Source organism: Marinobacterium sp. xm-a-152, assembly GCF_013282965.1.
Taxonomy (GTDB): Bacteria; Pseudomonadota; Gammaproteobacteria; order Pseudomonadales; family Balneatricaceae; genus Marinobacterium_E.
In genome coordinates, this window is record NZ_WBYI01000006.1 from 210,188 (window position 1) to 232,057 (window position 21,870).

A 21,870-nucleotide genomic window follows, 5' to 3' on the forward strand; every position below is an offset into this window, starting at 1 on the left:
CACATTGTCCTAAATTAAAAACCGCAGCTTATCGCTGCGGCATGTCTGCTCGACCATAACCTAAACTAACAGTAGCATCGTCTGGGATGCTTGGAATGGTATTATTCCAATCCAACCAAACTTGACGCATCTCAGCCAGTTTATCTGGATAGTTCTTAGCTTGGTTCGCACGTTCACGTGCATCGTTGACGACATTGAATAGATACTCATGCTCATCAACTTTCAGGTATTTCCAATCGCCCATACGGTAGGCACGCTGATCACGGTGATTCATACGCCAGAAGAGAGGACGTTCAAAGCTCTCAACTTGACCCGTCAGAACAGGTGTCAAATCTACCCCATCCGTTGCGTAGCTTGGATCCGCTTCGCCACCACCAATCTTCATCAGAGTGTATGACCAATCCATTGTCATACAGTGCTGAGTCGTTTTCTGGCCAGGCTTAATGCCCTTAGGCCAACGAACCACCCAAGGGACACGAATACCACCCTCTGTTAGGTCCATTTTACCGCCGACCAGAGGCCAGTTATCTGAGAAACGTTCACCGCCATTGTCGCTGGTAAAGACGATCAAGGTATCCTCTGTTAGGCCCTGCTCTTCAAGCGCAGCCATGATGTTTCCGATCCCCTCATCCATGTGGTGAATCATACGCTGATAAGTATGAATGTTACCGCCATCAAGATGGAACAGGTTGGTGATGTTTTTAGAGACCTCTTCGTCGTCACGGGTTTCCCAAGGCCAGTGTGGCGCCGTGTAGTGAAGACTTAGGAAAAAGGGTTTGCCGTTTTTCGCATCATCTGCTTTACGGTTTACAAACTGAACCGCACGCTCTGACAATAGATCAGTCAAATAACCCGGCTCGTGGTGCTCCTCTTCATCAATGTAGAGATCATGGTCACCCTTACCACTGACATGGCTAAAGTAATCCACACCACCCGCCATAATGCCATAGAACTCATCATAGCCCGATTTGAGTGGACTGAAATGAGGTGGGTAGCCAAGGTGCCACTTGCCGATTAGACCTGTGTTGTAACCCGCCTTTTTTAGCTGTGAAGGCAAGGTTGGGATTTCTGGTGGTAAGCCTAGACGGGGGTCACCCTTTGATCGACTGTTGATTGGCTCTTCCAATGCACCGCGCAAGCGGTATTGGTAGGCCATGGTCATTAAGGCAAATCGTGTGGGTGAACAGACAGGTGAGTTAGCGTAACCATCGGTAAAGATCATACCCTCTTCTGCCAAGCGATCGATGTTTGGAGAGATCATGCCAAACTGTGCTTCACGACCACCGTAACAGCCTAGATCTGCATAACCCAGATCATCAGCAACAATGTAAATAATATTGGTCATAGTGCCCCACCTTCCTTAATAAGGCTGTTAAATCCAAGAATACAACGGTGAGCAAGCAGGATAAGAACTGCCCCACCAAGACCGACTAGATCCCAGTAACCGTCAGGAACAAACATCAACACGACACAGCTGATGCGCAGTGCAATTTCGAAAATATTCAGTTTTGATTTATCAAAACCGATCAGTGCACTTGAAAGAACCGGAATGCTGACAATCAGTTTCAACATCAACCACGCCCAAGGCAGCCAAGCGAACTGAATGTTCTCCTGATCGACACTCAACATCATTGGGTTGTAAGCAAACATGAAAGGTATCAAAAAGATCATGATACCGATTCGAGAGGCATCAACGGATGTTTTAATCGGACCACCTCCCGAAATCGTTGCCGCAGCATAAGCTGCAATAGCTACCGGCGGTGTAATGGCTGAACCAACCGCGATCATGAACACAAACATGTGAGCCGTTAGCGTGTCCAAACCGAGCATCTGCATCGCTGGAATCGCGATCGTTGCTACCGTTACATAAGCGGGTAGCGTTGGCATACCCATACCCAAGATGACACACCCTACAGCTGCAACTAACAACGAGATCATTAACGAATCAGTCACTACCGAATTCAAAAGCACACCAAATTTAACCGGCACCCCTGTTGCGGATAGCGCAGAGATAACAATTGAGACTGCCGCAATCGCCATCAAAAGGCCTGCGAAAGTAGAACCACCATCTGATAGACATTTAATTAAACGTGCTGGCTGCTTACGTATTGCCGGGTTAATAAAACTGAGTGGGAACAGAATTGCCAAAGCCGTAATCGAAGCACCCGATGGAGACATCCCCCTTATCAGCAGAACCACAATGATTAAAAGTGGACCAAAAATCATCAAAAGATTCAGGTAGTCTTGCTTCTCTGGAACAGGCGTTTTAGCGATATCCTCTTCGTTCGGTTGAATCCCCAAACGCTTAGTCTCGAAGTAGATCATCGTGCAGACACTGACGTAGTACGCTACAGCAGGCACTAATACAGCAATAATAACTGTCAGATAGCCAACACCTGCAAAGTCCGCCATGACCAGGGCAGCGGCACCCATGATAGGTGGCATAATCTGACCGCCAGAAGAAGCCGACGCCTCTACAGCGCCAGCAAAGCTTTTCGTGAAGCCTCGACGCATGATCATTGGGATGGTCACCACACCGGTACCAACAACGTTAGCTACGGCACTGCCTGACACGGTACCGAACAGGCCTGATGACATGACCGCTGCATAGGCAGGACCACCTGCGGTGCGACGCATCCAGTAGAATGCGATGCGAATCATCGACTCACCGGCACCAACGCCCTCTAAAACGGCACCTAGAATGATGAATGGGAATACTGTTGTAATAACGATTGAGAAGGTACTTCCCATAATGCCTGTATCAAGCGAGAAGAGCAGGTTCTGCGCCAACATCTCTTCGATACCGCTATTAACAGTTCGTAAAGGCCCCGGCCAAAGGTGCCCTGTCCACATATACGCAATTCCGATCACCCCAAGGATTGCAACCGGAATGCCCCAAATACGCCAACAGAAAAATAGAGCACCTGCAGCCGAGCAAACTGCGACCCACATCTCGTATGAGCCAAATAGGAACATCGCATCATCGATATCACGCGCGACGAAATAGAACTCGAAGCTACCCCAGAAGAGGCCGGCAGTGGCTGCCAATCCTATTAGAAGCACCCACCATGGCGTTTTCTTACTGGAATCGGCCAGATCTACCAACACCATCGCTACACAAAGTGCGAAGAAGGTAGGTCTGAACCAGTGCATAGGGAAAGGCCCTAAACGGAAGTCACCGATAGCAGGAAGGATATTTGCAAGGCCGTAGAAGGCCACCACAATACCCAAAACAAAAGCGATCGACTTTTGCACAGTAGCTGCGAGAGAAGTATTCATAATTAAGACTCTAAACAAGCGGGGCAAAGCTGCCCCGCTTTATAGGTAGCGAGTAACTGAATCGTTACTTAAGGTTTGCAGGAATTTCGATGCCCTGCTCTTCAAAGTACTTAATAGCACCTGGGTGAAGTGGTGCAGCTACACCCGTAAATGGGCTGTACTTAGTAAGGTGATTAAGCATAGCGTTGTCTTTACCCATCTACTCACGTGACTCCATGTAAACTTTAGTCATTGTGTAAGCCAAATCATCAGACATAGACTCATTAACACCCATGAACATTAGTGTTAGAAAACCAGTCGAGTCTTTCTCATTGGCTTGTTGTGGGTAGGTACCAGCAGGGATGATGGAAGACTCCATACCTAAAGCGGCATTTGGCTCAGTACCTTCTGGAAGGCTTAGAATGCGAACTGGGCGCTTCAAACTCATCTCGGCAAGCACCTGAGAACCTACAGGCATTGATAGCACGGCAACATCGAACTGACCGACCTGGAAAGCCTGAACAGACGCATTCCATGGTGCTTTAACACCCTCATACTGATCGGCTTCTAGACCACCGGCTGCTGCCATTGAAATGATCTGACGGTTGGCTGCACCCGCTGGTGGACCAATGTAGACACGTTTGCCAGCTGCATCTTTCCACTCGTTGATGCCTTGATCAGCCCAAGTGATGGCGTGGAACGTACTTCCAGGGAAACCATAAAGCGCACGAACTGAGCTTGCCAATTCAGCACCCTTTTCAGCGCCCATTTTAGCGTAAGGCCCCTTACCCGCTTTGAGAGCGTTAAACGCCAAAGGCGGGATTACCGCAGAATCCAACTTATCAGAAGCAACTTTAAGAAGAGATTTAGTCAGAGTCTGACCTAGTGCTAACTGAACATTAACATCTTCTTTAGATAGGAAAGAAGCCATGGTTTGAGGCATTAGACCAACAACTGATTGAGAGCCTGCAGCTTCCATACTGATATCAGCCGCCTGTGCAGTTACTGCAGCTAAACCTAGTGTGGTCGCTAAAACTGTTTTACGAAATGCGTTCTTGAACATTTTTTAACTCCAAAGGTTATTATTTTTAGAACTTAGCCAGTCTAGTAGATTGCCAACAAATGTGTAAAATGCATTTTTAAATATGCCAAATTAAAAAAAACGTATGGATCCAAAACACCTCTATTATCTATCAGTGGTCCTTGAAAAGGGCTCTTTGACGGAAGCTGCTAAACACTTAGCGCTTACTCAGCCAACCCTGACACGCACCATGGCGACACTGGAGATGCAGGCTGGTACGCAGCTATTTAGTCGAAGTCGTTACGGCGTTAAAGGAACTCCCGTTGGAATCGCTTTGGCTCGTGAGGGTCGAACGATCAACCGAAGTATGGAGGCGGCGCGTTTTCATGCATCGCGCTACAGAATTGGTTTGGACAAAGAGATCCGAATCGGCATTGGTCCACTGTTGTCGGCTACCATTATGCCCGATGCAATGCACTCTCTTCTTGAGTTACACCCAAAGGCGTCGCTCACCATCGAAGTGTCACGACCCACCGCAGTTATCGACCACTTAATTGATAACCAACTAGATATCGCGATCGCTCCATCAGCAACCGACAAGCTGATACCTGGATGCAATAGAGAGCTGCTTTTTAATGATGAGATAGCCATCTACTGCAGTCATGATCACCCATTAGCCAATAAAACCGATATCAATATTGAAGATTTAGCGACGGCTAACTGGTTAAGCCTTGGTCACGGTTCGCCTTTTGAGAGAGAGGTTATGGAGCTTTTAAATGAGTCGGGTATCTCAAAAATACGCACCCAGATCGTCTTTCGAAATGAAGGCTACCTTTTACTGGAAACGCTTCGCAAAGGAAAACATCTTGCTGTTTTGCCCAATATTCCTATGCAAGTTTTTTACCAGACAAAAGAGTTTAAAAGAATTGAGTTGAATAGAGAGTTGTCACAGCCCAGAAACATTTACCTCTGGGCACGTGATGAGATGTTAGAGACACCGATTTACAAAGACATTAAATCGGTAATGCTGGCACAAGCTAAGACACTCATCGCCAGCACTCAGTAGCGTTACTTAGCCTACCTTTTCACCTTTGGCTTGTAGGTCAGCATGGTAAGACGAGCGGACCAATGGTCCACTGGCAACATGACTAAAGCCCATCTCTTTTGCCAACGCCTCAAACTCTGCAAACTCATCAGGTGTGACAAATCGATCAACCGGTAAGTGATCACGGCTTGGCTGTAGGTACTGCCCAATCGTAATCATGTTGACGTCATGTGCACGAAGATCCTTCATCACCTCAACAATCTCTTCGTTTGTCTCACCGACACCGACCATCAAACCTGATTTAGTACGCACTTCTGGACGCAGTGCTTTATAGCGTTTTAGAAGCTCCAATGACCAAGCATAATCAGCCCCTGGACGAACCTGTTTGTAGAGACGAGGCACTGTTTCTAGGTTGTGGTTAAAGACATCAGGTGGGGTATCTTTCAAGATCTCCAATGCGATATCCATGCGGCCACGGAAGTCAGGCACCAGGGTCTCAATTTGAATAGAGGGCAGACGTTCACGAGTTTCACGAATACAGTCAGCAAAGTGCTGTGCGCCGCCGTCACGGAGATCGTCTCGGTCTACGGAGGTAATGACCACGTAACGAAGACGCATATCCGCAATCGCTGTGGCTAACTCAATAGGCTCGTCTGGCGATAAGGCATTAGGACGGCCATGTGCTACGTCACAGAATGGACAACGGCGAGTACAGATATCGCCCATGATCATGAAGGTCGCTGTACCATGAGTAAAACACTCACCTAGGTTGGGGCAGCTCGCCTCTTCGCAGACCGAAGCAAGTTTATGCTTACGCAGGGTATCTTTGATGCGCTTTACTTCTGCATTAGAGCCCATGCGGACACGAAGCCAATCAGGCTTACGTGGCATATCCTCTTTTTCAGTCGGTATTACCTTAACCGGAATACGTGCTAACTTTTCAGCGCCACGCAGCTTAACTCCCTGCTCCGCTACACCCTTAGGTTTGATTGTCTCTTCACTCATTCGCTATCCCATCCATGAATAGTGTGCCACTCTGTGTAGCCAATTGCGTTTGCCAAATATTGTACTAGTTCAGCCCCAACCTTTTCTACTTTAGTCGCAGAAGGGTCAAACTTTGACAACTGTGTCATCTGAAGCCCTGCATAGCCACAGGGATTAATTCGTAAGAAAGGCTCAAGATCCATATCGATATTGAGCGCTAAACCGTGAAAGCTACGACTCTTGCGTACGCGCAGCCCCAGTGAACAGATCTTGTCTCCATCGACATAGACACCCGGCGCATCTGGTTTCGCGGCGGCTGTGACTCGATAGTCAGCCAATAGGGAGATAACCGAATCCTCCATCAGTGTGACCAGGTCTCTAACACCCAACTTATTACGTTTTAAATCAAGCAGTAGATAGATCACCAGCTGACCCGGCCCATGGTAGGTAACCTGACCACCTCGATCGACTTGGACGACTGGAATATCACCAGTGCCCAACAAATGCTCCGCTTTACCTGCCTGCCCCTGGGTAAAAACAGGCTCATGCTCTAACACCCAGAGCTCATCCGCAGTTTCTGCGGTACGCTCATTAGTGAAAGCCTGCATCCTATCAAAGGCTTCTTGATAGGGCTGACGCCCTAAATAGCGAACGATAAGAGGTAGATCAGATACCACTAAAGCACCATTTTGACGCGACCAGACGCCTTCAGATCGGTATGAATCTGCGCCAACTGCTCTTCACTGGTTGCATTGATCAATACACGAACAGACGTAAAACGTCCTTTACTACTGGCATTGATCTCAACTTTAGACTCATCCAAATCCGGGTCGTAAAGTTTCATGGTATTAACCACGAATTCTCTATAGTCCGGTGCACTGTCACCGACCACCATGATTTTGTAGTCAGGACAAGGAAACTCAATTTTAGGAGGTGTAGGTTCGCTCATAGGTACCTCTAAAGTGAACGAAAGGTGGCTCAATCAGTGACTAACCGAACAACCCTTGGAAAAATAGAACAATGCTGTGCCAGATCGCTTTCAAGAAACCAGCCTCTTCAACCGACTGAAGCGCAAGCAAAGGCTCACGAGCAACCTCTTCACCCTCTAGTGTGACTAAAAGATGACCTACCACTTCACCCGCTGCCAAAGGTGCTTCAATAACCTCTGGAAGGTCTAAGGTCGCGGCTAACTGATTCTCACTGCCGCGAGGAATAGTTAACGACAGATCACCACCCAAGCCGAGAGAAACTGAATCAGTCACACCCTTCCAGACTTTTGGCTTATTCAGCTCTTGACCCGCTTTGTAGAGAGGGTAATTTCTGAAGAAACGAAAACCGTAAGCCAACAGCTTTTGACTCTCTTGGGCACGAGCTTGATCAGACGTCGTTCCTAGAACAACAGAGATCAGACGCATATCATCGCGCACAGCAGAGGACACTAAACAGTAACCCGCCTCTTCAGTATGACCCGTCTTGATGCCATCGACTGTTGGATCACGCCACAACAGACGGTTACGGTTAGGCTGTTTGATATCGTTGTAGGTAAAGTATTTCTCTTTGTAGATGGCGTACTGTTCAGGGAAATCCTGAATCAACGCACGGCCAATCAACGCCAGATCACGTGGTGAAGAGTAGTGACCTTCAGCAGGCAAACCGGTCGCATTTTTAAAGTGGGTATTGGTTAGCCCCAAACGCTCAGCATGCTGATTCATCAAATCAGCAAAGGCCTCTTCACTCCCGGCCACATACTCAGCTAAAGCAACCGACGCATCATTCCCTGACTGGATGATGACTCCACGAAGCAGATCCTCTAAACGAACTTGAGTCCCTTCACGAACAAACATCCGTGACCCTTCCGTTTTCCAAGCTTTGACACTAATTGGAACTAGGTCGTTAAAGCTGATGTTACCCTCAGACACTTCGTGCTCAACAATGTAGCTGGTCATCATTTTAGTCAAACTAGCTGGTGCAAACTGACCATCTGCACCTGACTCAGCAATGATGTCACCCGTCGAGGCATCCATTAAGACATAAGCTGTTGCCGCTAATTGGGGTGGTGGAGGCAGAACGGCTGCCTGAATTTGAACCGTCGCAACCGCGACAAACAGTAGAACTAGGGAACGAATCTTTGAGAGCATCTTTACAACTTTTAAATAGGTTAAAACAATTTAGGGTGATTTTATCAGCAATGGCGATGAATAGCCCATCGACTCCAAACTTTGCACCATTGAGTCAATTGACAGTGTGTCAGTCAGCGGTCCAACGAGCACACGATGAAACTCTGCATCACCCTGGCGAACTCTCTTAATAACGGCTTGGACGCCATCCATCGCTGAGAGTCGACGCTGAACCGATAGTGCCGAGCTCTCTTTTCCAAAGGACCCTACTTGAAGGAACGCACCGGTCTCGTCAGGTTTTGGCTGTTGATGAGACGCAACAGGTTGAGACGCTTTCTCTACTGTTTCAGTGGCATCAGCAAGATTACGAGCATCAATGGCCTCGACCCTAACTCGACCGGTACCCTGCTTCAAAATTTCCAAACGCGCCGCAGCTGAGTAACTTAGATCGATCAAACGATTTTCATGAAAGGGACCGCGATCGTTAACGCGCACAACAACCGACTTACCGTTATCCAGATTAGTCACTTTTGCGAAGCTGGGAATGGGCAGGCTCTTGTGTGCTGCAGACATCTTGTAGATGTCGTAGATCTCACCGTTAGAGGTTTTGTGACCATGAAACTTCAGGCCGTACCAAGAGGCGATACCCTCAGCTCTGTAACCAATGTGCGAAGGGAGCACATTATAGCTTTTACCCCAGACCTCGTAGGTCGAACGATTGCCCCCACGACTGTAGGGTATGTCGACAGGAACAGCATCGGCCACATTGGATACATCCGGTGGATTATCAGGGGCAAAATCTTTGCGAACTTTATATCGCCCGCCTGCCGTTTCACGATCGTAGGTAGGCGTGGAACTACAACCGACCAGAGCCAGGGCGAATAGAGCTACGATTGCTTTCAGCGTGAACCTTGTCACCAGTTAACCCTTGTAGATCTCAAGACGTATGGCTTCGCTCAGTTCACGAACCGCATTGGCATAGAGACGACTGTGATTATAGCGAGTGATGACGTAGAAGTTATGCAGTCCGAGAAGGTATTGATCACCTTGATCGCTGCTCATACGCATCAGTGTTGCAAGTTGATCGTCTGCAACTTCACCCTTGGCAATCACTCCACGTTGACGCCACTCACCCAGTGTAAGCTCTGGTTTAAGGCCCTTGTTAAACCACTCTGAATCAACACTGCCGTTCAAAAGGACGTCACTGATAATTGGCTCACCCGCACGCCAGCCATGACGAGCAAAGTAGTTCGCCACACTGCCAATAGCATCAACGGGGTTGCCCCAAATATCGCGCTGTTGATCGCCGTCAAAATCCACGGCATAAGCTAAGAAGCTTGAAGGGATAAATTGACCATAGCCCATGGCGCCAGCGTAAGAGCCTTTCAAAACACCGGGCTCAACCCCCTCTTGGCGCGCTAGGCGAAAGTAGTCACCTAACTGCCCTAGGAAGAAGTCGGCACGTTTAGGGTAGTCAAAACCCAAGGTCGACAGCGCATCCAAAACTCGATAATTACCAGTGATACGCCCAAAGCGTGTCTCCACACCCATGATCGCTAAAACTATTTCAGGTGGTACGCCATAAACTTCTTCAGCTTTCAACAGCGTCTCTTTGTGCTCTTTCCAGAACTGAATGGCTTGTTTGATGCGACGCTGCTCAATAAAAATCGCTCGGTACTCACCCCAATTTAGGCGACGCTCTGCTGGACGGCTGATCGCATCAATAATGCTCTGCTGATACTTTGCTCGACCTAACACATCACGAATGTAACTCTCTTCGAAACCATCAGCCTTCAGGTCATCAATCAATATCTGAGCTCGTGGATGGGCCTCATAACCAGCAAAAGAGGCTGTTGATACCGCTAAACAACCCGCTAACACCATCGTTTTAAAATGTTTAAGCATGCTTATCTCCAAGCAGTCATCTTATTATTCTAGCGTCGCAACATCGATTTATGGGTATGAATCGACATCAGAATTCCGAAACCTATCATCAACGTCACGATAGAGGTACCACCATAGCTCACCATTGGCAGAGGGACCCCTACAACCGGCAGAATCCCACTGACCATGCCGATGTTCACAAAGACATAGACAAAGAAGGTCAGCGTGATACTAGCTGCTAGCATACGGGAAAAACTGTCAGGTGCCTTAACAGCGATCATTAAGCCACGACCTACAATTAAAAGGTATAGAGCGAGTAGCACTAACACCCCTTTCATTCCCAGCTCTTCGCCGATCACTGCAATAATAAAGTCTGTATGAGATTCAGGAAGAAAGTCCAGTTGAGACTGGGTACCACTCAAGAAACCTTTGCCAGAGAGGCCGCCCGAACCGATCGCCGTTTTCGACTGTATGATGTTCCAGCCCGAGCCAAGAGGATCGCTCTCTGGATCTAAAAAGGTCAGCACCCTCTGTTTCTGATAATCCTTCATGATCATCCAGAGCCCAGGCAGTGAAGCCGCTACAACCCCAGCACTCAGAAAGATCCAGCGCCAGTAGATTCCCGAAAATAGCAAAATAAATACACCTGAGGCGCCAATCAGCAACGAGGTACCAAGATCTGGTTGCTTCATAATCAGTGCAAATGGGATCGCAATTAAGATCAAACTCACTATGATCGCTTTAAAGTTGGGCGGCAGTGTGTATCGAGCGATGTAACCCGCCACCACAATAGGTAGAACCAGTTTCATTAACTCTGATGGCTGAAAACGAAAACCGGGCAGCGCCAACCATCGCTGAGCACCTTTAGCACCAACCCCAAACAAGATAACGCCAACCAACAAGGCCACACCAAGCAGGTAGAGCCAGGGCCCTACCCTCATGATCACCCTAGGGGGGACTTGCGCGAGAAAAATCAACGCGGCAAATCCTGCAGCCATGCGGATGGCCTGACGCTCAACATAGGCCCAGTCTTGCCCTGATGCACTGTAAAGAATGACCAGCCCTGCTACACAGAGCGCTAGCAATAGTAAAAGCAAGGGTAAATCTAGGTGAGTGTAATTCCACAAGGAGCGCTGCTTGCGAAGTCCTGACTGATCTGGCGAGACGGAGCGGTGGAAATCTTTAGACATTAATCATCTCCCAACTCACTGGTGTAATCGCCCAGTAACCAAGCATCAATCACTTCACGCGCGACCGGTGCTGCAGCTCTAGAACCACCCTCGCCGTTCTCGACGACTACCGCCACTGCAATTTTAGGATCATCAGCCGGTGCAAAGGCAACAAAGAGTGCGTGGTCTCGCTGACGTTCTAGCAGAGCCTCTGAGTCATATTCAGCATCTTGAGCAATGCCGACCACTTGGGCCGTACCTGTTTTTCCTGCCATGGTATAAGGCGCTCCCGCACCGGCTTTTCGAGCCGTACCGTAGGGAGCATTCACCACATTCACCATACCCTCAATTACCTTTTCAAAGTACTCGGGGTGATTGAGTTCAACATCGGGTAGTGTCGGCTTCTGTTGTAGCTGTTGGATAATCTCTGTCTGTTCCGCCGTTAGCTCATTTTCAGCGATGAAGCTCTTGATCATCTGTGGACGCACCCACTTACCTCGATTGGCTAACACTGCAGTGGCGGTCGCGAGCTGCAGTGGCGTAGCTATCATATAACCCTGCCCAATACTTAGATTGAGTGAATCACCGGGGTACCAAGGCTGTTTCTCGCGACGCTTCTTCCACTCATTGGATGGGAGAATAGCTCGGCCCGCTTCAGGCAGATCCAGACTGGTGACCTGTCCAAAACCGAAACGCCCTAAATAGTCACTGTAAACATCAATCGATGTTTTAGAAGCCGTATCATAAAACCAGACATCACAAGACTCAGCCAATGCGTGATTCAGATCGACTCGACCGTGACCAGATTTCTTCCAATCTCGCCATTTCCGACCATTTTCAGAGAGTTGATAGAAACCTGGATCCCAAACTTTGTGATCAATCGGTACCGATTTAGAATCAACTGAGGCAAGCGCTGTGAAGGGCTTTAGCGTTGATCCCGGTGGGTAGGCTCCACGGATGGCGCGATTGTAAAGGGGCTGATCTTTATCATCGCGAAGCGCATTGTAGTTATCGAATGAAATACCCGTTACAAACTCATTGGGGTCGTAAGAGGGGTTGCTCACCAATGACAAGATTTCACCGGTTTGGGGTTCAATCGCTACAACCGCAGCTCGCTTACCCTCCAACAGTTTCGCTGTAAACTGCTGCAGCTTTAAATCGAGACTTAACTGGATATCCAAACCTGGGGTTGGGTCCTCTTGCTCCAAAACACGCATGACTCGGCCGCGCACATTGGTTTCAACACGCTGCAAACCGACCTGTCCATGCAGTAGCGGCTCGTAATATTTCTCAACCCCAAGTTTGCCAATATAGTGTGTTGCAGCATAGTTATTAGGGTCTAAGGTTTTGAGTTCACGCTCATTAACACGCCCAACATAACCAATGGCATGCACCAGTGAATCAGGGTGAGGATAGTAACGAACAAGATCAGCTTCAATCTGTAGCCCCGGTAGACGATAGAAGTTCACTGAGAGCTTAGCGATCTCCTCTTCGGTTAAGCGAGATTTGAGAGGAACGGTGGAGTGTGGACGACGACGGTGCTTAAGGCGCTTTTTAAAGCCTTCTACCTCTGCCGCAGAGAGCTCTACTAGAGAGGCGACATCCTCTAATAGCGAATCCACATCATCGACCTCCTCTTTAAGGAGCGTCAAACTGAAGCTAGGGCGGTTTTCTGCCAACAGTTCGCCATTACGATCGTAGATAAGACCTCGTCTGGGGGCGACTGGCTGAAGTTTAATGCGATTATTTTCTGATAACAGAGAGAATCGATCGTGCTCAACGACCTGCAAGAAGTAGATTCGACTGACCAGAATGGCCATCAGCACTAAAACGAAAAGAAACGCGACGACTGCTCGGTTAACAAAGAACCGATTCTCTTTCTGGTAGTCGTTAAATCGTCTCTGATCCATCTAACTCACTTATGGTAGGGATGACCTTGAAGTAAGGTCCAAGCTCGATATATCTGCTCAGCAAGAATAATGCGAACCAGCGGGTGCGGTAAAGTCAGCGCTGATAGCGACCACTTTTGATCGGCAGCGGCGATGCATCTTGGATCAAGACCATCGGGACCACCCACCAAAAGCGTTATATTATTTCCTTCCATCCGCCAGTTTTCAGCCTGTTCTGCAAGCTTTTCTGTCGACCAGTTCTTGCCATCAACACAGAGAGCGATCACTCGATCCCCTTTTGGGATGGCCGCCAACATGGCGTCACCTTCAGAGCGCATAGCCCGTTGGATATCAGCCCCTTTGCCACGATGGCCAGGCTGTAATTCAACCAGTTCTAGCTGAGAATCAGAGGGAAGACGCTTGCAGTACTCTTGGTAGCCGTCCGTGACCCATTTTGGCATCTTAGTGCCGACTGCAAGCAATCGTATGCGCATAAGGCTTAGGCGTCGCCTACTGACCAGAGGCGTTCAATGTCATAGAAATCACGAGCATCTGGCATCATCACGTGCACAATGATGCTACCAAGATCGACCAATACCCAGTCACCAACCGTTTGACCTTCAATACCCATAGGCAAAAGACCCTGCTCTTTCACCTTGTCGATCACCTCTTGAGCAGCGGCTGCTACTTGACGCTTAGATGTACCACTTGCAACCATCATGTAGTCAGTGACGGTAGAGCGGCCACGAACATCGATTAGGTTGATATCTTTTGCTTTCATTCCCTCAAGCGCATCTTGCACTAGGGCGATCAATTGATCATCTTGCATGTAAATTAAATTACCTTTCATTGGCGTCATAGAGACGCTCATTTCTAATAAAATTCCAAACGCTGTCTGGAATTAAAAATCTGGGGTTTGAGCCCCGCTTAATAATCTTTCTAACCTGAGTCGCAGAGACATTCATCGGAGTCAACTGATGCATCGCCAAATGACCTGAAGGACGAAGGCTTAACGCTTCTAAATCCTCAACCCTATGCTGATCAATAAAGCACTGAAGCTCTGAATCAAACTCAGGTTCATAACCGGGTCGAGCAACGATCAACAAGTGACCGAAATCCGTTAACTGCTGCCAATGGGACCAACTCTTAATGCCCAGCAGAGAGTCCATCCCCATCACCATTATTATGGGCAAATCCTCACCCACTTCGGCACGTTTTTTCATCAACGTGTTGATGGTGTAGCAAGGCTCATCACTGATCAATTCACAATCATCAGCAACCAGTGCAGGCTCCGATTCTACCGCTAGCCGAACCATCTCAAACCGCTGCACGGCAGAGCCGCCGGTTGATGCTTTATGGACTGGCTCACCGGTTGGGACCAGATTAATGTGAGGCACGTTGAGCACCTCCTGAAGTTCTAGCGCAGTTCTGAGATGTCCATAGTGAATAGGATCAAAGGTACCACCAAAAAGAACCAGAGGAGGTTTCTGCATTACTTACGAACCTGCCCTTCTCCGTAAACAATGTATTTCTGAGACGTCAGCCCCTCTAGACCGACCGGCCCACGAGCGTGAATCTTATCCGTAGATATACCGATTTCAGCACCTAGGCCGTATTCAAAGCCATCGGCAAATCGAGTAGAGGCGTTGATCATGACAGAGCTGGAGTCGACCTCACGCAAAAATTGACGCGACAGCGTGTAGTTTTCAGTAATGATCGCGTCGGTATGGTGAGAGCCGTAGTGATTGATGTGCTCAATTGCACGATCTATACCCTCAACAATTTTGATTGAAAGTATCGGCGCCAAGTACTCAGTCGCCCAATCCTCTTCAGTCGCTGCATTGGCTTGAATAATGGCACATGTCTTGTCACATCCACGAAGTTCTACACCCGCCTCAGCGTAGGCCTCAGCTAGCTCTTTAAGAACCTCATCAGCAACCGATTCATGCACCAGCAGTGTCTCCATGGTGTTACAAGTACCGTAGCGATGAGTCTTGGCATTGATGGCAATATTGATAGCCTTAGCTAGGTCAGCCTCTGCATCAATATAGACATGACAAATACCGTCGAGGTGTTTAATAACAGGCACGCGCGCATCGTTCGAGATACGCTCGATCAACCCCTTACCCCCACGAGGCACGATAACATCCACAAACTCTGGCATAGTAATCAACTGACCAACGGCTTCACGATCGGTGGTTTCCACCACCTGGACAGCCGTTTCAGGCAAACCAGCCTGTTTTAGGCCCGCCATAATCGATTTAGCAATCGCCTGAATAGAGTGAATTGCCTCAGAACCACCGCGAAGAATCGTAGCGTTACCCGACTTTAGACAGAGACTGGCGGCTTCCATTGTGACATTCGGGCGTGACTCATAGATGATGCCTATTACGCCTAGAGGAACACGCATCTTACCTAGCTGAATTCCGGATGGCAGAAAACGCATGTCGGATACATCACCGACAGGGTCTGGTAGAGCGGCAACCTGACGAAGACCCTCGATCATGCCATCGATACGCTCTGGAGTTAGCGCTAGACGATCCAGCATCGCATCATCAAGCCCACGAGCCTTTCCAGCCTCAAGGTCTTTCTGGTTAGCTTGAGTGATCGCATCACGATCGGCATCAATAAGTTCAGCCATTGCAAGCAATGCACTGTTTTTCTGTTCTGTATTAGCACGTGCTACGACACGTGAAGCTTCGCGCGCATTCGCACCAAGCGTCTGCATGTAATCCGCTACATTCATCAGGTCTTTACCGATCAATTTATTGAGAAGTCTAGTATAGCGTGACAGCGATCAAGAACCCACCAATAACAAGAAATTACACCAGCAAAAATCGCTTTTAATGCCTATGAAATAGTTACAAATTTTAGGAACCAACTGGTCGATCGGTCGAAGACAGACTGGTATTATGAAACTCTTATTTTGTGTACTGGAAACAAAGGCATGCTTGAACAAGACGGCGAACAATACAAAGGTTACCTACGTTGGTACCAGCGCCCAGCCTTTGCTGCAGCCATCGCTCTGGTTTTGCTCTTCTCTTCGACCTTGGTTGGCTCCTATCTGTTGGCCAAAAATGCCGCAGAAAACGAAGCACTAAAACAGGCCAAAATTTGGAGTAACAGCGCCTCCATGCTGGTTGCGCCTCTAATTCTCTCTAAAGATTTGGTCAGCCTTAACTTTGTCACCAATCAGATTGCAGACGACCCTTTCGTAGCAGGCATTCAAATCACCGATAGCCAGACCATGAGACTAGCTGCAGCTGGCAAGCAAGAGGGTGTCCACACAGCAAAATCCATCGCACCTAATAACGAAGCCATTGCTCAATTAGAAGTGTGGATCGACCCGACTCCCGTTCAGCAACAACTCAATTACCAGACGGGACTGATCAGCAGCGGCGCTATTATCGCTTTTCTGTTATCACTGTTTATCTATCGCCGGCAGAGCAAACTTCTTGAAGAGGAAGTGGCTTATATTGAACAAATTGAGCAACATTTTGACGATCAAATCACAGACTCAACGGAAGCTCAGGAAACAATCGACGACAGCGATGAAGAAGTTTATGAAGACGATGTAGAGGCAGAAGCGCTAATCGAACAAGAACCAGAGCTAGACGATCAAGAACAAGACACTGAGATCAACTCCCTAGATAACCACCTTGGATCCGAGGCGGAGAAAGAGATTGAATCGACTATTGAGACTGAAGTGGACACTGAAGTAGATTACGATGACATAGGCAATTTCGGATCCGCGTACGATGACCCGATTGTTGAAAACAGCACTTCAGATGAGCCTAGCGAACCTAACTTTGAAGAAGTTCACGAGCCAAACACTGATGAGGCAGACATTCCGCCTTGGGAACCTAGCGAAAATGAGACAATGGTAGAGACCAATGAACCTACCAACATTGAACCCCCTATCGTCAAAATGCAGATAGATGAGACCGATAAGGATGAGATCGATCTGGTTGAACTTCTAAAACCAGAGAGACGCGAACCGAGCGTACCGCCCTTCAAGCCTCTATCAAAAGAGCCCGAACAAGAGCGTGAAGAGCCCAGCTTTGAAACGTTGATGTTTGATACAACGCCAGAGCGCCAAGAGCCCGTGAAGAAACTGGCGCGCAAACTGCCTATCATCAATGAAGAACAGCTCGATCTATACACCATTGAACAGGAGCTTGATCTGTTAACACCAGCCAGTGAAGCGGCCTACGTTGTCCTGATCGACTTTACCAGCCCCCACTCGGCGCTGATCTCCAATGAAGAGCAGTTACAGATCAAACGCACTTACCGAACACTGGCGAACTCCGTTGCCAATATTTACGAAGGCGAGGTCTCCGCACTTGGCGAAGACATACTGATTCAGTTTGATAATGCCAGCGAGGATGACGAGCATGGCGTTAATGCGGCTTGTGCAGCCATGCTATTTGCCCAACTTGCCCGTTCGTACAATAGAAGTCGTTCAGATCAGCAGGAGCCGATACTGAACGTCCACACCGCAATTGTAAGAGGTCAACAGGGTCGTCAGGATAGAATGGCCGACGAAGCCCGCTTCTTAACTCGCTCAACCAAAACAGATCGATTGATTAGCCATACAGCACTCTCAGAGGCACCCGATCTAAAAAGCGGTGTTCTATCAACCGCTGAGATCAAACGCGAAGATGAGGACAAGGTGCTGATCCTATCGTTGAGTAAAAGCTATCAAGATCTGTTAGAAAAACAGGGGCGTTATCTTCTGGCAAAACTGGCACAGCAGGCCGCACAGTAATCTGCATAAACCGCACATTATTGATTCAACAAAAAAGGGAGCCAGCGGCTCCCTTTAGATATTTAGGTAGTCATTACTCTACCGATAGATGGCTCACTCGCTGATAGCCCCTTGGCAGTTTATTGCCTCGACGACCGCGCTCTCCACGGTAGTGTTCTAGATCGGCTTTGGTCATTTTAAGGTACTGCTTACCCGCATGAACCAGAAGTTCCTGATCTTCATTAAGAACAGCCACAGCAACCATCAACTCTTCACGAGCTTGAGCCCTTGCCGACGGGATGTTAATGATCTTATTACCTTTACCTCGTCCCAATACAGGCAGCTCAGAGACTGGGAACACCAGTAGACGCCCTTCAGAAGTTACGGCAGCGATCAAACCATTTTCGCTATCAGAAATGGAAGCAGGCGCTACGATATTGGCCCCTTTGGGTAGCGTCAGTACCGCTTTACCGTTTTTCGTCTTACTGGTCATATCACCTATCGACGTGACAAAGCCATAACCAGCATCTGAAGAGAGAAGAACCTTATCACTCTCTTTACCCGCGGTTAGTGCCTCTATCGAAGCACCCTTTTGCAGACTAATGCTACCGGTAACAGGCTCGCCTTGCCCCCGAGCTGAAGGCAGGTTATGAGTCTCTAATGTATAACTGCGCCCCATACTGTCTAGCAGGATCGTCGGCTGGTTCATGCGTCCAGCAATCGAGAGTTTATAACCATCACTCGCTTTGTAATTCAGAGTAGCCGGATCAATGTCATGCCCTTTAGCAGCACGGATCCACCCCTGTTTAGAGAGGACGACGGTAACAGGATCAGAGGTAAGCAGATCTTTATCACTGAACGCTTGAGACTCTTCACGCTCAACCAGAGGAGAGCGGCGATCATCGCCAAACTCTTCAGCAGCCTGTTCAATCTCCTCTTTAATGAGATTACGCATCAACTCATCAGAACCAAGAATAGATTCAAGTTTTTTACGCTCTTCATCTAACTCAGACTGCTCTGCACGGATCTGAAACTCTTCAAGTTTCGCCAAATGACGAAGTTTGAGATCGAGGATGGCGTTAGCTTGGACATCCGTTAGACCGAAGCGCTCCATCATAACCGTTTTAGGCTCATCCTCGTTGCGGATGATTGCGATCACTTCATCGATATTAAGATAAGCAATGATCAAACCATCGAGGATATGCAGTCGATCTAATACTTTCTGCAAACGGAATTCGAGACGGCGTCGAACAACCTGGGTACGCCAAGTAAGCCACTCCGTTAAGATCTGACGAAGATCTTTAACCTGTGGACGGCCGTCAATGCCGATCATGTTGAAGTTAACTCGGTAGCTTCGCTCTAGATCGGTGGTTGCAAACAGGTGAGCCATCAACTGCTCAATATCGATACGATTTGAGCGTGGCACAATCACGAACCGAGTCGGATTCTCATGGTCTGACTCATCACGCAAATCGCTAACCATTGGCAATTTTTTCTGCTGCATTTGAGCTGCAATCTGCTCAAGCACCTTGGCACCAGATACCTGATATGGAAGAGCCGTAATGACAACGTCACCATCCTCAATTTCATAAATAGCACGTGCTTTTACAGAACCACGACCGGTCTCATAGATCTTTTTAAGATCAGCCGTCGGTGTAATGATCTCAGCAGCGGTTGGGAAATCAGGGCCTTTTACTTTCTGACAAAGACGCGCAACACTGGCATCAGGATTGTCGAGCAGATAAGTACAAGCCCGAGCGACTTCGCGAAGGTTATGGGGAAGAATATCAGTCGCCATACCAACGGCGATACCCGTAGAACCATTCAAGAGTACGTTAGGTAGACGCGCTGGCAGAACCTCAGGCTCATCCATCGTGCCATCAAAGTTAGGTACCCATTCAACCGTTCCTTGACCTAACTCTTTTAACAACACCTCGGCATATTTAGAGAGTCGCGCTTCAGTGTATCGCATTGCTGCGAAAGATTTAGGGTCGTCAGCAGAACCCCAGTTGCCTTGACCATCTACAAGTGGATAGCGATAACTGAAAGGCTGTGCCATAAGCACCATAGCCTCATAACAGGCCGAATCACCGTGCGGATGAAACTTACCTAAAACGTCACCTACCGTACGTGCTGACTTTTTAAATTTGGCGCTCGCCTTTAGTCCAAGCTCAGACATTGCATAAACAATACGGCGTTGTACTGGCTTCATACCATCGCCTAGATGAGGCAATGCACGGTCAAGAATGACGTACATTGAGTAATCTAAGTAGGCTTTCTCTGTAAAGGTCTTTAAAGGAAGGGTTTCGACCCCTTCATCGATCAGATTTTCCACAAATAGTGTTCCCAGACGGGTTAGCATTTACAAAAACAGTTGTTTACGAGTATGCCACCATAGACACGCGCTTGCATCTGAAAAGCACCAAGATAGGATCAAATGCGTAGAGTGAAAACGAGTATCAACAAAAAGACACGGACAAGATGAACCTGTTAAAAGCTGTTTCTATTTCAATTCTATTTGGCATATCAGCCGTATCAGCAGCTGAGTGGCAAACTGATATAAAAAGTAATAATCCCATTGTTGGAAAAATATGGGATAACGCAAACCAGCGTTTCATAACTCAACAGCAATTACTGGATCAAATGAGTGAGATAGATTGGATATTGTTGGGTGAAAATCATGAAACGGATATTCATCACGAACTTCAAACAGAGATACTAGAGCTACTGTCCCAAAAGAAGATACTCGGTAATGTTGCCTTTGAAATGGCGAATACAGATCAACAGAGTGCACTAGACAGCGCATTAGGGGAGCCGTCGAATCCAGAACAACTCAACTGGCAAAAAGGCTGGCCTTGGGAGTGGTATGAATCACCCGTGAACTTAGCTTTAACGAAAGCAAACAGAGTACTCAGCACAGACCTAACTCGACAACAACAGATGCAAGCCTACATGGATGAATCAATAGATCATCCTAACGAACACTACAAAAACTTTATGCTCGACATACTCTATGAAAGCCACTGCGGCAAGCTACCCAAATCACAACTGGGCAACATGTTAAGAGTTCAAATAGCCCGTGATCGACAGATGGGCAGAGTACTTAAAGAGAACAGCACCGATAAAGTCGATCTATACATTGCAGGCAACATGCATGTCAGAAAAGATGCCGGCGTCCCCTTTCATAATGAGCTGAATAGCTTATCGATCATGATGCTATCCGTTGGTGACAGCAGAGACCCCTTTGAAATCATACCAGACAGCTATCAGGATGAAGCGATAGCTGATTATGTGATATTCACACCGGAAGTAGAGCAGAGGGATCACTGTTCGCAGATTGAAGGGTAGTAGTTAGCTGTTGGAGCGGTCTTGCGAAGGCCGTGAAGGTTGGGCGCGTAATTAGAGAGCAGGTGACAGGCTAAAGCCAGTCACTGGTGTGCTTAACTCACTACGAAGCTACGGTGACTGGCCTTCAGCCTGTCACTGGTGTGCTTAATTCACTACGAAGCTACGGTGACTGGCCTTCAGCCTGTCATCCGCTATATCCGTTGGCAGGGACTTTTTAAAACCGTTGGAGCGGTCTTGCAAAGGCCGCGATGGATTTGGCAGAGATCCTTTACGAAGCTCTCAATGACCTACAATAGGTGCCGAGCGTTGCTCGTCATCGCTTCGCGACGCTTGCAGCGCCTCCCCGCCGCACTTTCAGTGCATGCGTGGTCACATGGGCATTCGCTCAGAAGTCTCCTTGCTACCAAA

At 48.1% G+C, this 21,870-nt stretch carries 20 protein-coding genes; 3 read left to right on the forward strand and 17 right to left on the reverse strand.

The annotated features are described in order from the left end of the window. Positions 1–28 precede the first annotated feature (28 nt). From XMA152_RS07800 to XMA152_RS07810, 4 genes are all read right to left on the reverse strand, one after another. Entirely contained in the window at positions 29–1,345 is a 1,317-nt protein-coding gene (locus tag XMA152_RS07800) for a sulfatase (RefSeq protein WP_173483257.1), read from the reverse strand. Further along, positions 1,342–3,279: a TRAP transporter fused permease subunit gene (locus XMA152_RS07805; protein WP_173483258.1), complete on the reverse strand. Its 1,938-nt coding sequence runs from the start codon at positions 3,277–3,279 to the stop codon at positions 1,342–1,344. Before XMA152_RS07805 ends, XMA152_RS07800 begins: the two co-directional genes overlap by 4 nt. Before the next feature lie 64 nt (positions 3,280–3,343). Then, positions 3,344–3,478, reverse strand: a complete 135-nt coding sequence (locus XMA152_RS12735) for a hypothetical protein (RefSeq protein WP_256368521.1) — start codon at positions 3,476–3,478, stop codon at positions 3,344–3,346. After that, complete coding sequence (locus XMA152_RS07810; protein ID WP_173483259.1) at positions 3,479–4,321, reverse strand: TAXI family TRAP transporter solute-binding subunit; 843 nt, start codon at positions 4,319–4,321, stop codon at positions 3,479–3,481. A gap of 103 nt (positions 4,322–4,424) precedes the next feature. Between XMA152_RS07810 and XMA152_RS07815 the strand changes: the two genes are divergently transcribed. Further along, positions 4,425–5,345 carry a LysR family transcriptional regulator gene (locus tag XMA152_RS07815; protein ID WP_173483260.1) on the forward strand — a complete coding sequence of 307 codons (921 nt, stop codon included), beginning with the start codon at positions 4,425–4,427 and terminating at the stop codon, positions 5,343–5,345. A gap of 6 nt (positions 5,346–5,351) precedes the next feature. On the opposite strand, the gene lipA is transcribed toward XMA152_RS07815, so the two are convergent. The 12 genes from lipA to XMA152_RS07875 are packed head-to-tail and all read right to left on the reverse strand — an operon-like array spanning position 5,352 to position 16,113. Next, on the reverse strand, positions 5,352–6,329 hold the full coding sequence (lipA, locus tag XMA152_RS07820) for a lipoyl synthase (RefSeq protein WP_173483261.1): 978 nt from the start codon (positions 6,327–6,329) through the stop codon (positions 5,352–5,354). Then, positions 6,326–6,985 (reverse strand): lipoyl(octanoyl) transferase LipB, encoded by a 660-nt coding sequence (lipB, locus tag XMA152_RS07825; RefSeq protein ID WP_173483262.1) that lies wholly within the window; start codon positions 6,983–6,985, stop codon positions 6,326–6,328. Before lipB ends, lipA begins: the two co-directional genes overlap by 4 nt. After that, on the reverse strand, positions 6,985–7,257 hold the full coding sequence (locus XMA152_RS07830; RefSeq protein ID WP_173483263.1) for a YbeD family protein: 273 nt from the start codon (positions 7,255–7,257) through the stop codon (positions 6,985–6,987). Before XMA152_RS07830 ends, lipB begins: the two co-directional genes overlap by 1 nt. Positions 7,258–7,297: 40 nt before the next feature. Next, positions 7,298–8,446, reverse strand: a complete 1,149-nt coding sequence (locus tag XMA152_RS07835; protein ID WP_173483264.1) for a D-alanyl-D-alanine carboxypeptidase family protein — start codon at positions 8,444–8,446, stop codon at positions 7,298–7,300. Positions 8,447–8,476: 30 nt separating this feature from the next. Next, positions 8,477–9,343 carry a septal ring lytic transglycosylase RlpA family protein gene (locus XMA152_RS07840; protein ID WP_371813299.1) on the reverse strand — a complete coding sequence of 289 codons (867 nt, stop codon included), beginning with the start codon at positions 9,341–9,343 and terminating at the stop codon, positions 8,477–8,479. A 3-nt stretch (positions 9,344–9,346) separates the two neighbouring features. Continuing rightward, positions 9,347–10,330 carry a lytic murein transglycosylase B gene (mltB, locus tag XMA152_RS07845; protein ID WP_173483265.1) on the reverse strand — a complete coding sequence of 328 codons (984 nt, stop codon included), beginning with the start codon at positions 10,328–10,330 and terminating at the stop codon, positions 9,347–9,349. Positions 10,331–10,359: 29 nt separating this feature from the next. Continuing rightward, positions 10,360–11,499 carry a rod shape-determining protein RodA gene (gene rodA, locus XMA152_RS07850; protein WP_173483266.1) on the reverse strand — a complete coding sequence of 380 codons (1,140 nt, stop codon included), beginning with the start codon at positions 11,497–11,499 and terminating at the stop codon, positions 10,360–10,362. Continuing rightward, entirely contained in the window at positions 11,499–13,388 is a 1,890-nt protein-coding gene (gene mrdA / locus XMA152_RS07855; protein WP_173482031.1) for a penicillin-binding protein 2, read from the reverse strand. Before mrdA ends, rodA begins: the two co-directional genes overlap by 1 nt. 5 nt (positions 13,389–13,393) lie before the next feature. Continuing rightward, a complete protein-coding gene (gene rlmH / locus XMA152_RS07860) occupies positions 13,394–13,861 on the reverse strand; it encodes a 23S rRNA (pseudouridine(1915)-N(3))-methyltransferase RlmH (protein ID WP_173483267.1) in 468 nt (155 codons plus the stop codon). A 5-nt stretch (positions 13,862–13,866) separates the two neighbouring features. Then, positions 13,867–14,196 (reverse strand): ribosome silencing factor, encoded by a 330-nt coding sequence (gene rsfS / locus XMA152_RS07865; protein WP_173482044.1) that lies wholly within the window; start codon positions 14,194–14,196, stop codon positions 13,867–13,869. A 10-nt stretch (positions 14,197–14,206) separates the two neighbouring features. Continuing rightward, entirely contained in the window at positions 14,207–14,860 is a 654-nt protein-coding gene (nadD, locus tag XMA152_RS07870; protein ID WP_173483268.1) for a nicotinate-nucleotide adenylyltransferase, read from the reverse strand. Continuing rightward, on the reverse strand, positions 14,860–16,113 hold the full coding sequence (locus XMA152_RS07875) for a glutamate-5-semialdehyde dehydrogenase (protein ID WP_173483269.1): 1,254 nt from the start codon (positions 16,111–16,113) through the stop codon (positions 14,860–14,862). Before XMA152_RS07875 ends, nadD begins: the two co-directional genes overlap by 1 nt. Before the next feature lie 201 nt (positions 16,114–16,314). Between XMA152_RS07875 and XMA152_RS07880 the strand changes: the two genes are divergently transcribed. Then, the gene (locus XMA152_RS07880) at positions 16,315–18,135 is read left to right on the forward strand and encodes a hypothetical protein (protein ID WP_173482035.1); all 1,821 of its coding nucleotides are present in this window, start codon (positions 16,315–16,317) and stop codon (positions 18,133–18,135) included. 73 nt (positions 18,136–18,208) lie between these two features. Here the strand turns inward: XMA152_RS07880 and parC are convergent, their stop codons facing one another. Next, positions 18,209–20,449: a DNA topoisomerase IV subunit A gene (gene parC, locus XMA152_RS07885; protein WP_371731451.1), complete on the reverse strand. Its 2,241-nt coding sequence runs from the start codon at positions 20,447–20,449 to the stop codon at positions 18,209–18,211. Positions 20,450–20,595: 146 nt separating this feature from the next. On the opposite strand from parC, the gene XMA152_RS07890 reads away from it, so the two are divergent. Further along, a complete protein-coding gene (locus XMA152_RS07890; RefSeq protein ID WP_173483270.1) occupies positions 20,596–21,462 on the forward strand; it encodes a ChaN family lipoprotein in 867 nt (288 codons plus the stop codon). The last annotated feature ends 408 nt before the right edge of the window (positions 21,463–21,870 follow it).

Coding starts and splice junctions, on each gene's coding strand:
- rsfS (WP_173482044.1), bottom strand. CDS start 14,196: ATGCAAGATGATCAATTGATCGCCCTAGTGCAAGATGCGCTTGAGGGA.
- XMA152_RS07815 (WP_173483260.1), top strand. CDS start 4,425: ATGGATCCAAAACACCTCTATTATCTATCAGTGGTCCTTGAAAAGGGC.
- mrdA (WP_173482031.1), bottom strand. CDS start 13,388: ATGGATCAGAGACGATTTAACGACTACCAGAAAGAGAATCGGTTCTTT.
- XMA152_RS07880 (WP_173482035.1), top strand. CDS start 16,315: ATGCTTGAACAAGACGGCGAACAATACAAAGGTTACCTACGTTGGTAC.
- XMA152_RS12735 (WP_256368521.1), bottom strand. CDS start 3,478: ATGGGTAAAGACAACGCTATGCTTAATCACCTTACTAAGTACAGCCCA.
- XMA152_RS07875 (WP_173483269.1), bottom strand. CDS start 16,113: ATGAATGTAGCGGATTACATGCAGACGCTTGGTGCGAATGCGCGCGAA.
- rlmH (WP_173483267.1), bottom strand. CDS start 13,861: ATGCGCATACGATTGCTTGCAGTCGGCACTAAGATGCCAAAATGGGTC.
- XMA152_RS07830 (WP_173483263.1), bottom strand. CDS start 7,257: ATGAGCGAACCTACACCTCCTAAAATTGAGTTTCCTTGTCCTGACTAC.
- lipA (WP_173483261.1), bottom strand. CDS start 6,329: ATGAGTGAAGAGACAATCAAACCTAAGGGTGTAGCGGAGCAGGGAGTT.
- XMA152_RS07810 (WP_173483259.1), bottom strand. CDS start 4,321: ATGTTCAAGAACGCATTTCGTAAAACAGTTTTAGCGACCACACTAGGT.
- XMA152_RS07805 (WP_173483258.1), bottom strand. CDS start 3,279: ATGAATACTTCTCTCGCAGCTACTGTGCAAAAGTCGATCGCTTTTGTT.
- XMA152_RS07835 (WP_173483264.1), bottom strand. CDS start 8,446: ATGCTCTCAAAGATTCGTTCCCTAGTTCTACTGTTTGTCGCGGTTGCG.
- XMA152_RS07800 (WP_173483257.1), bottom strand. CDS start 1,345: ATGACCAATATTATTTACATTGTTGCTGATGATCTGGGTTATGCAGAT.
- nadD (WP_173483268.1), bottom strand. CDS start 14,860: ATGCAGAAACCTCCTCTGGTTCTTTTTGGTGGTACCTTTGATCCTATT.
- rodA (WP_173483266.1), bottom strand. CDS start 11,499: ATGTCTAAAGATTTCCACCGCTCCGTCTCGCCAGATCAGTCAGGACTT.
- XMA152_RS07890 (WP_173483270.1), top strand. CDS start 20,596: ATGAACCTGTTAAAAGCTGTTTCTATTTCAATTCTATTTGGCATATCA.
- mltB (WP_173483265.1), bottom strand. CDS start 10,330: ATGCTTAAACATTTTAAAACGATGGTGTTAGCGGGTTGTTTAGCGGTA.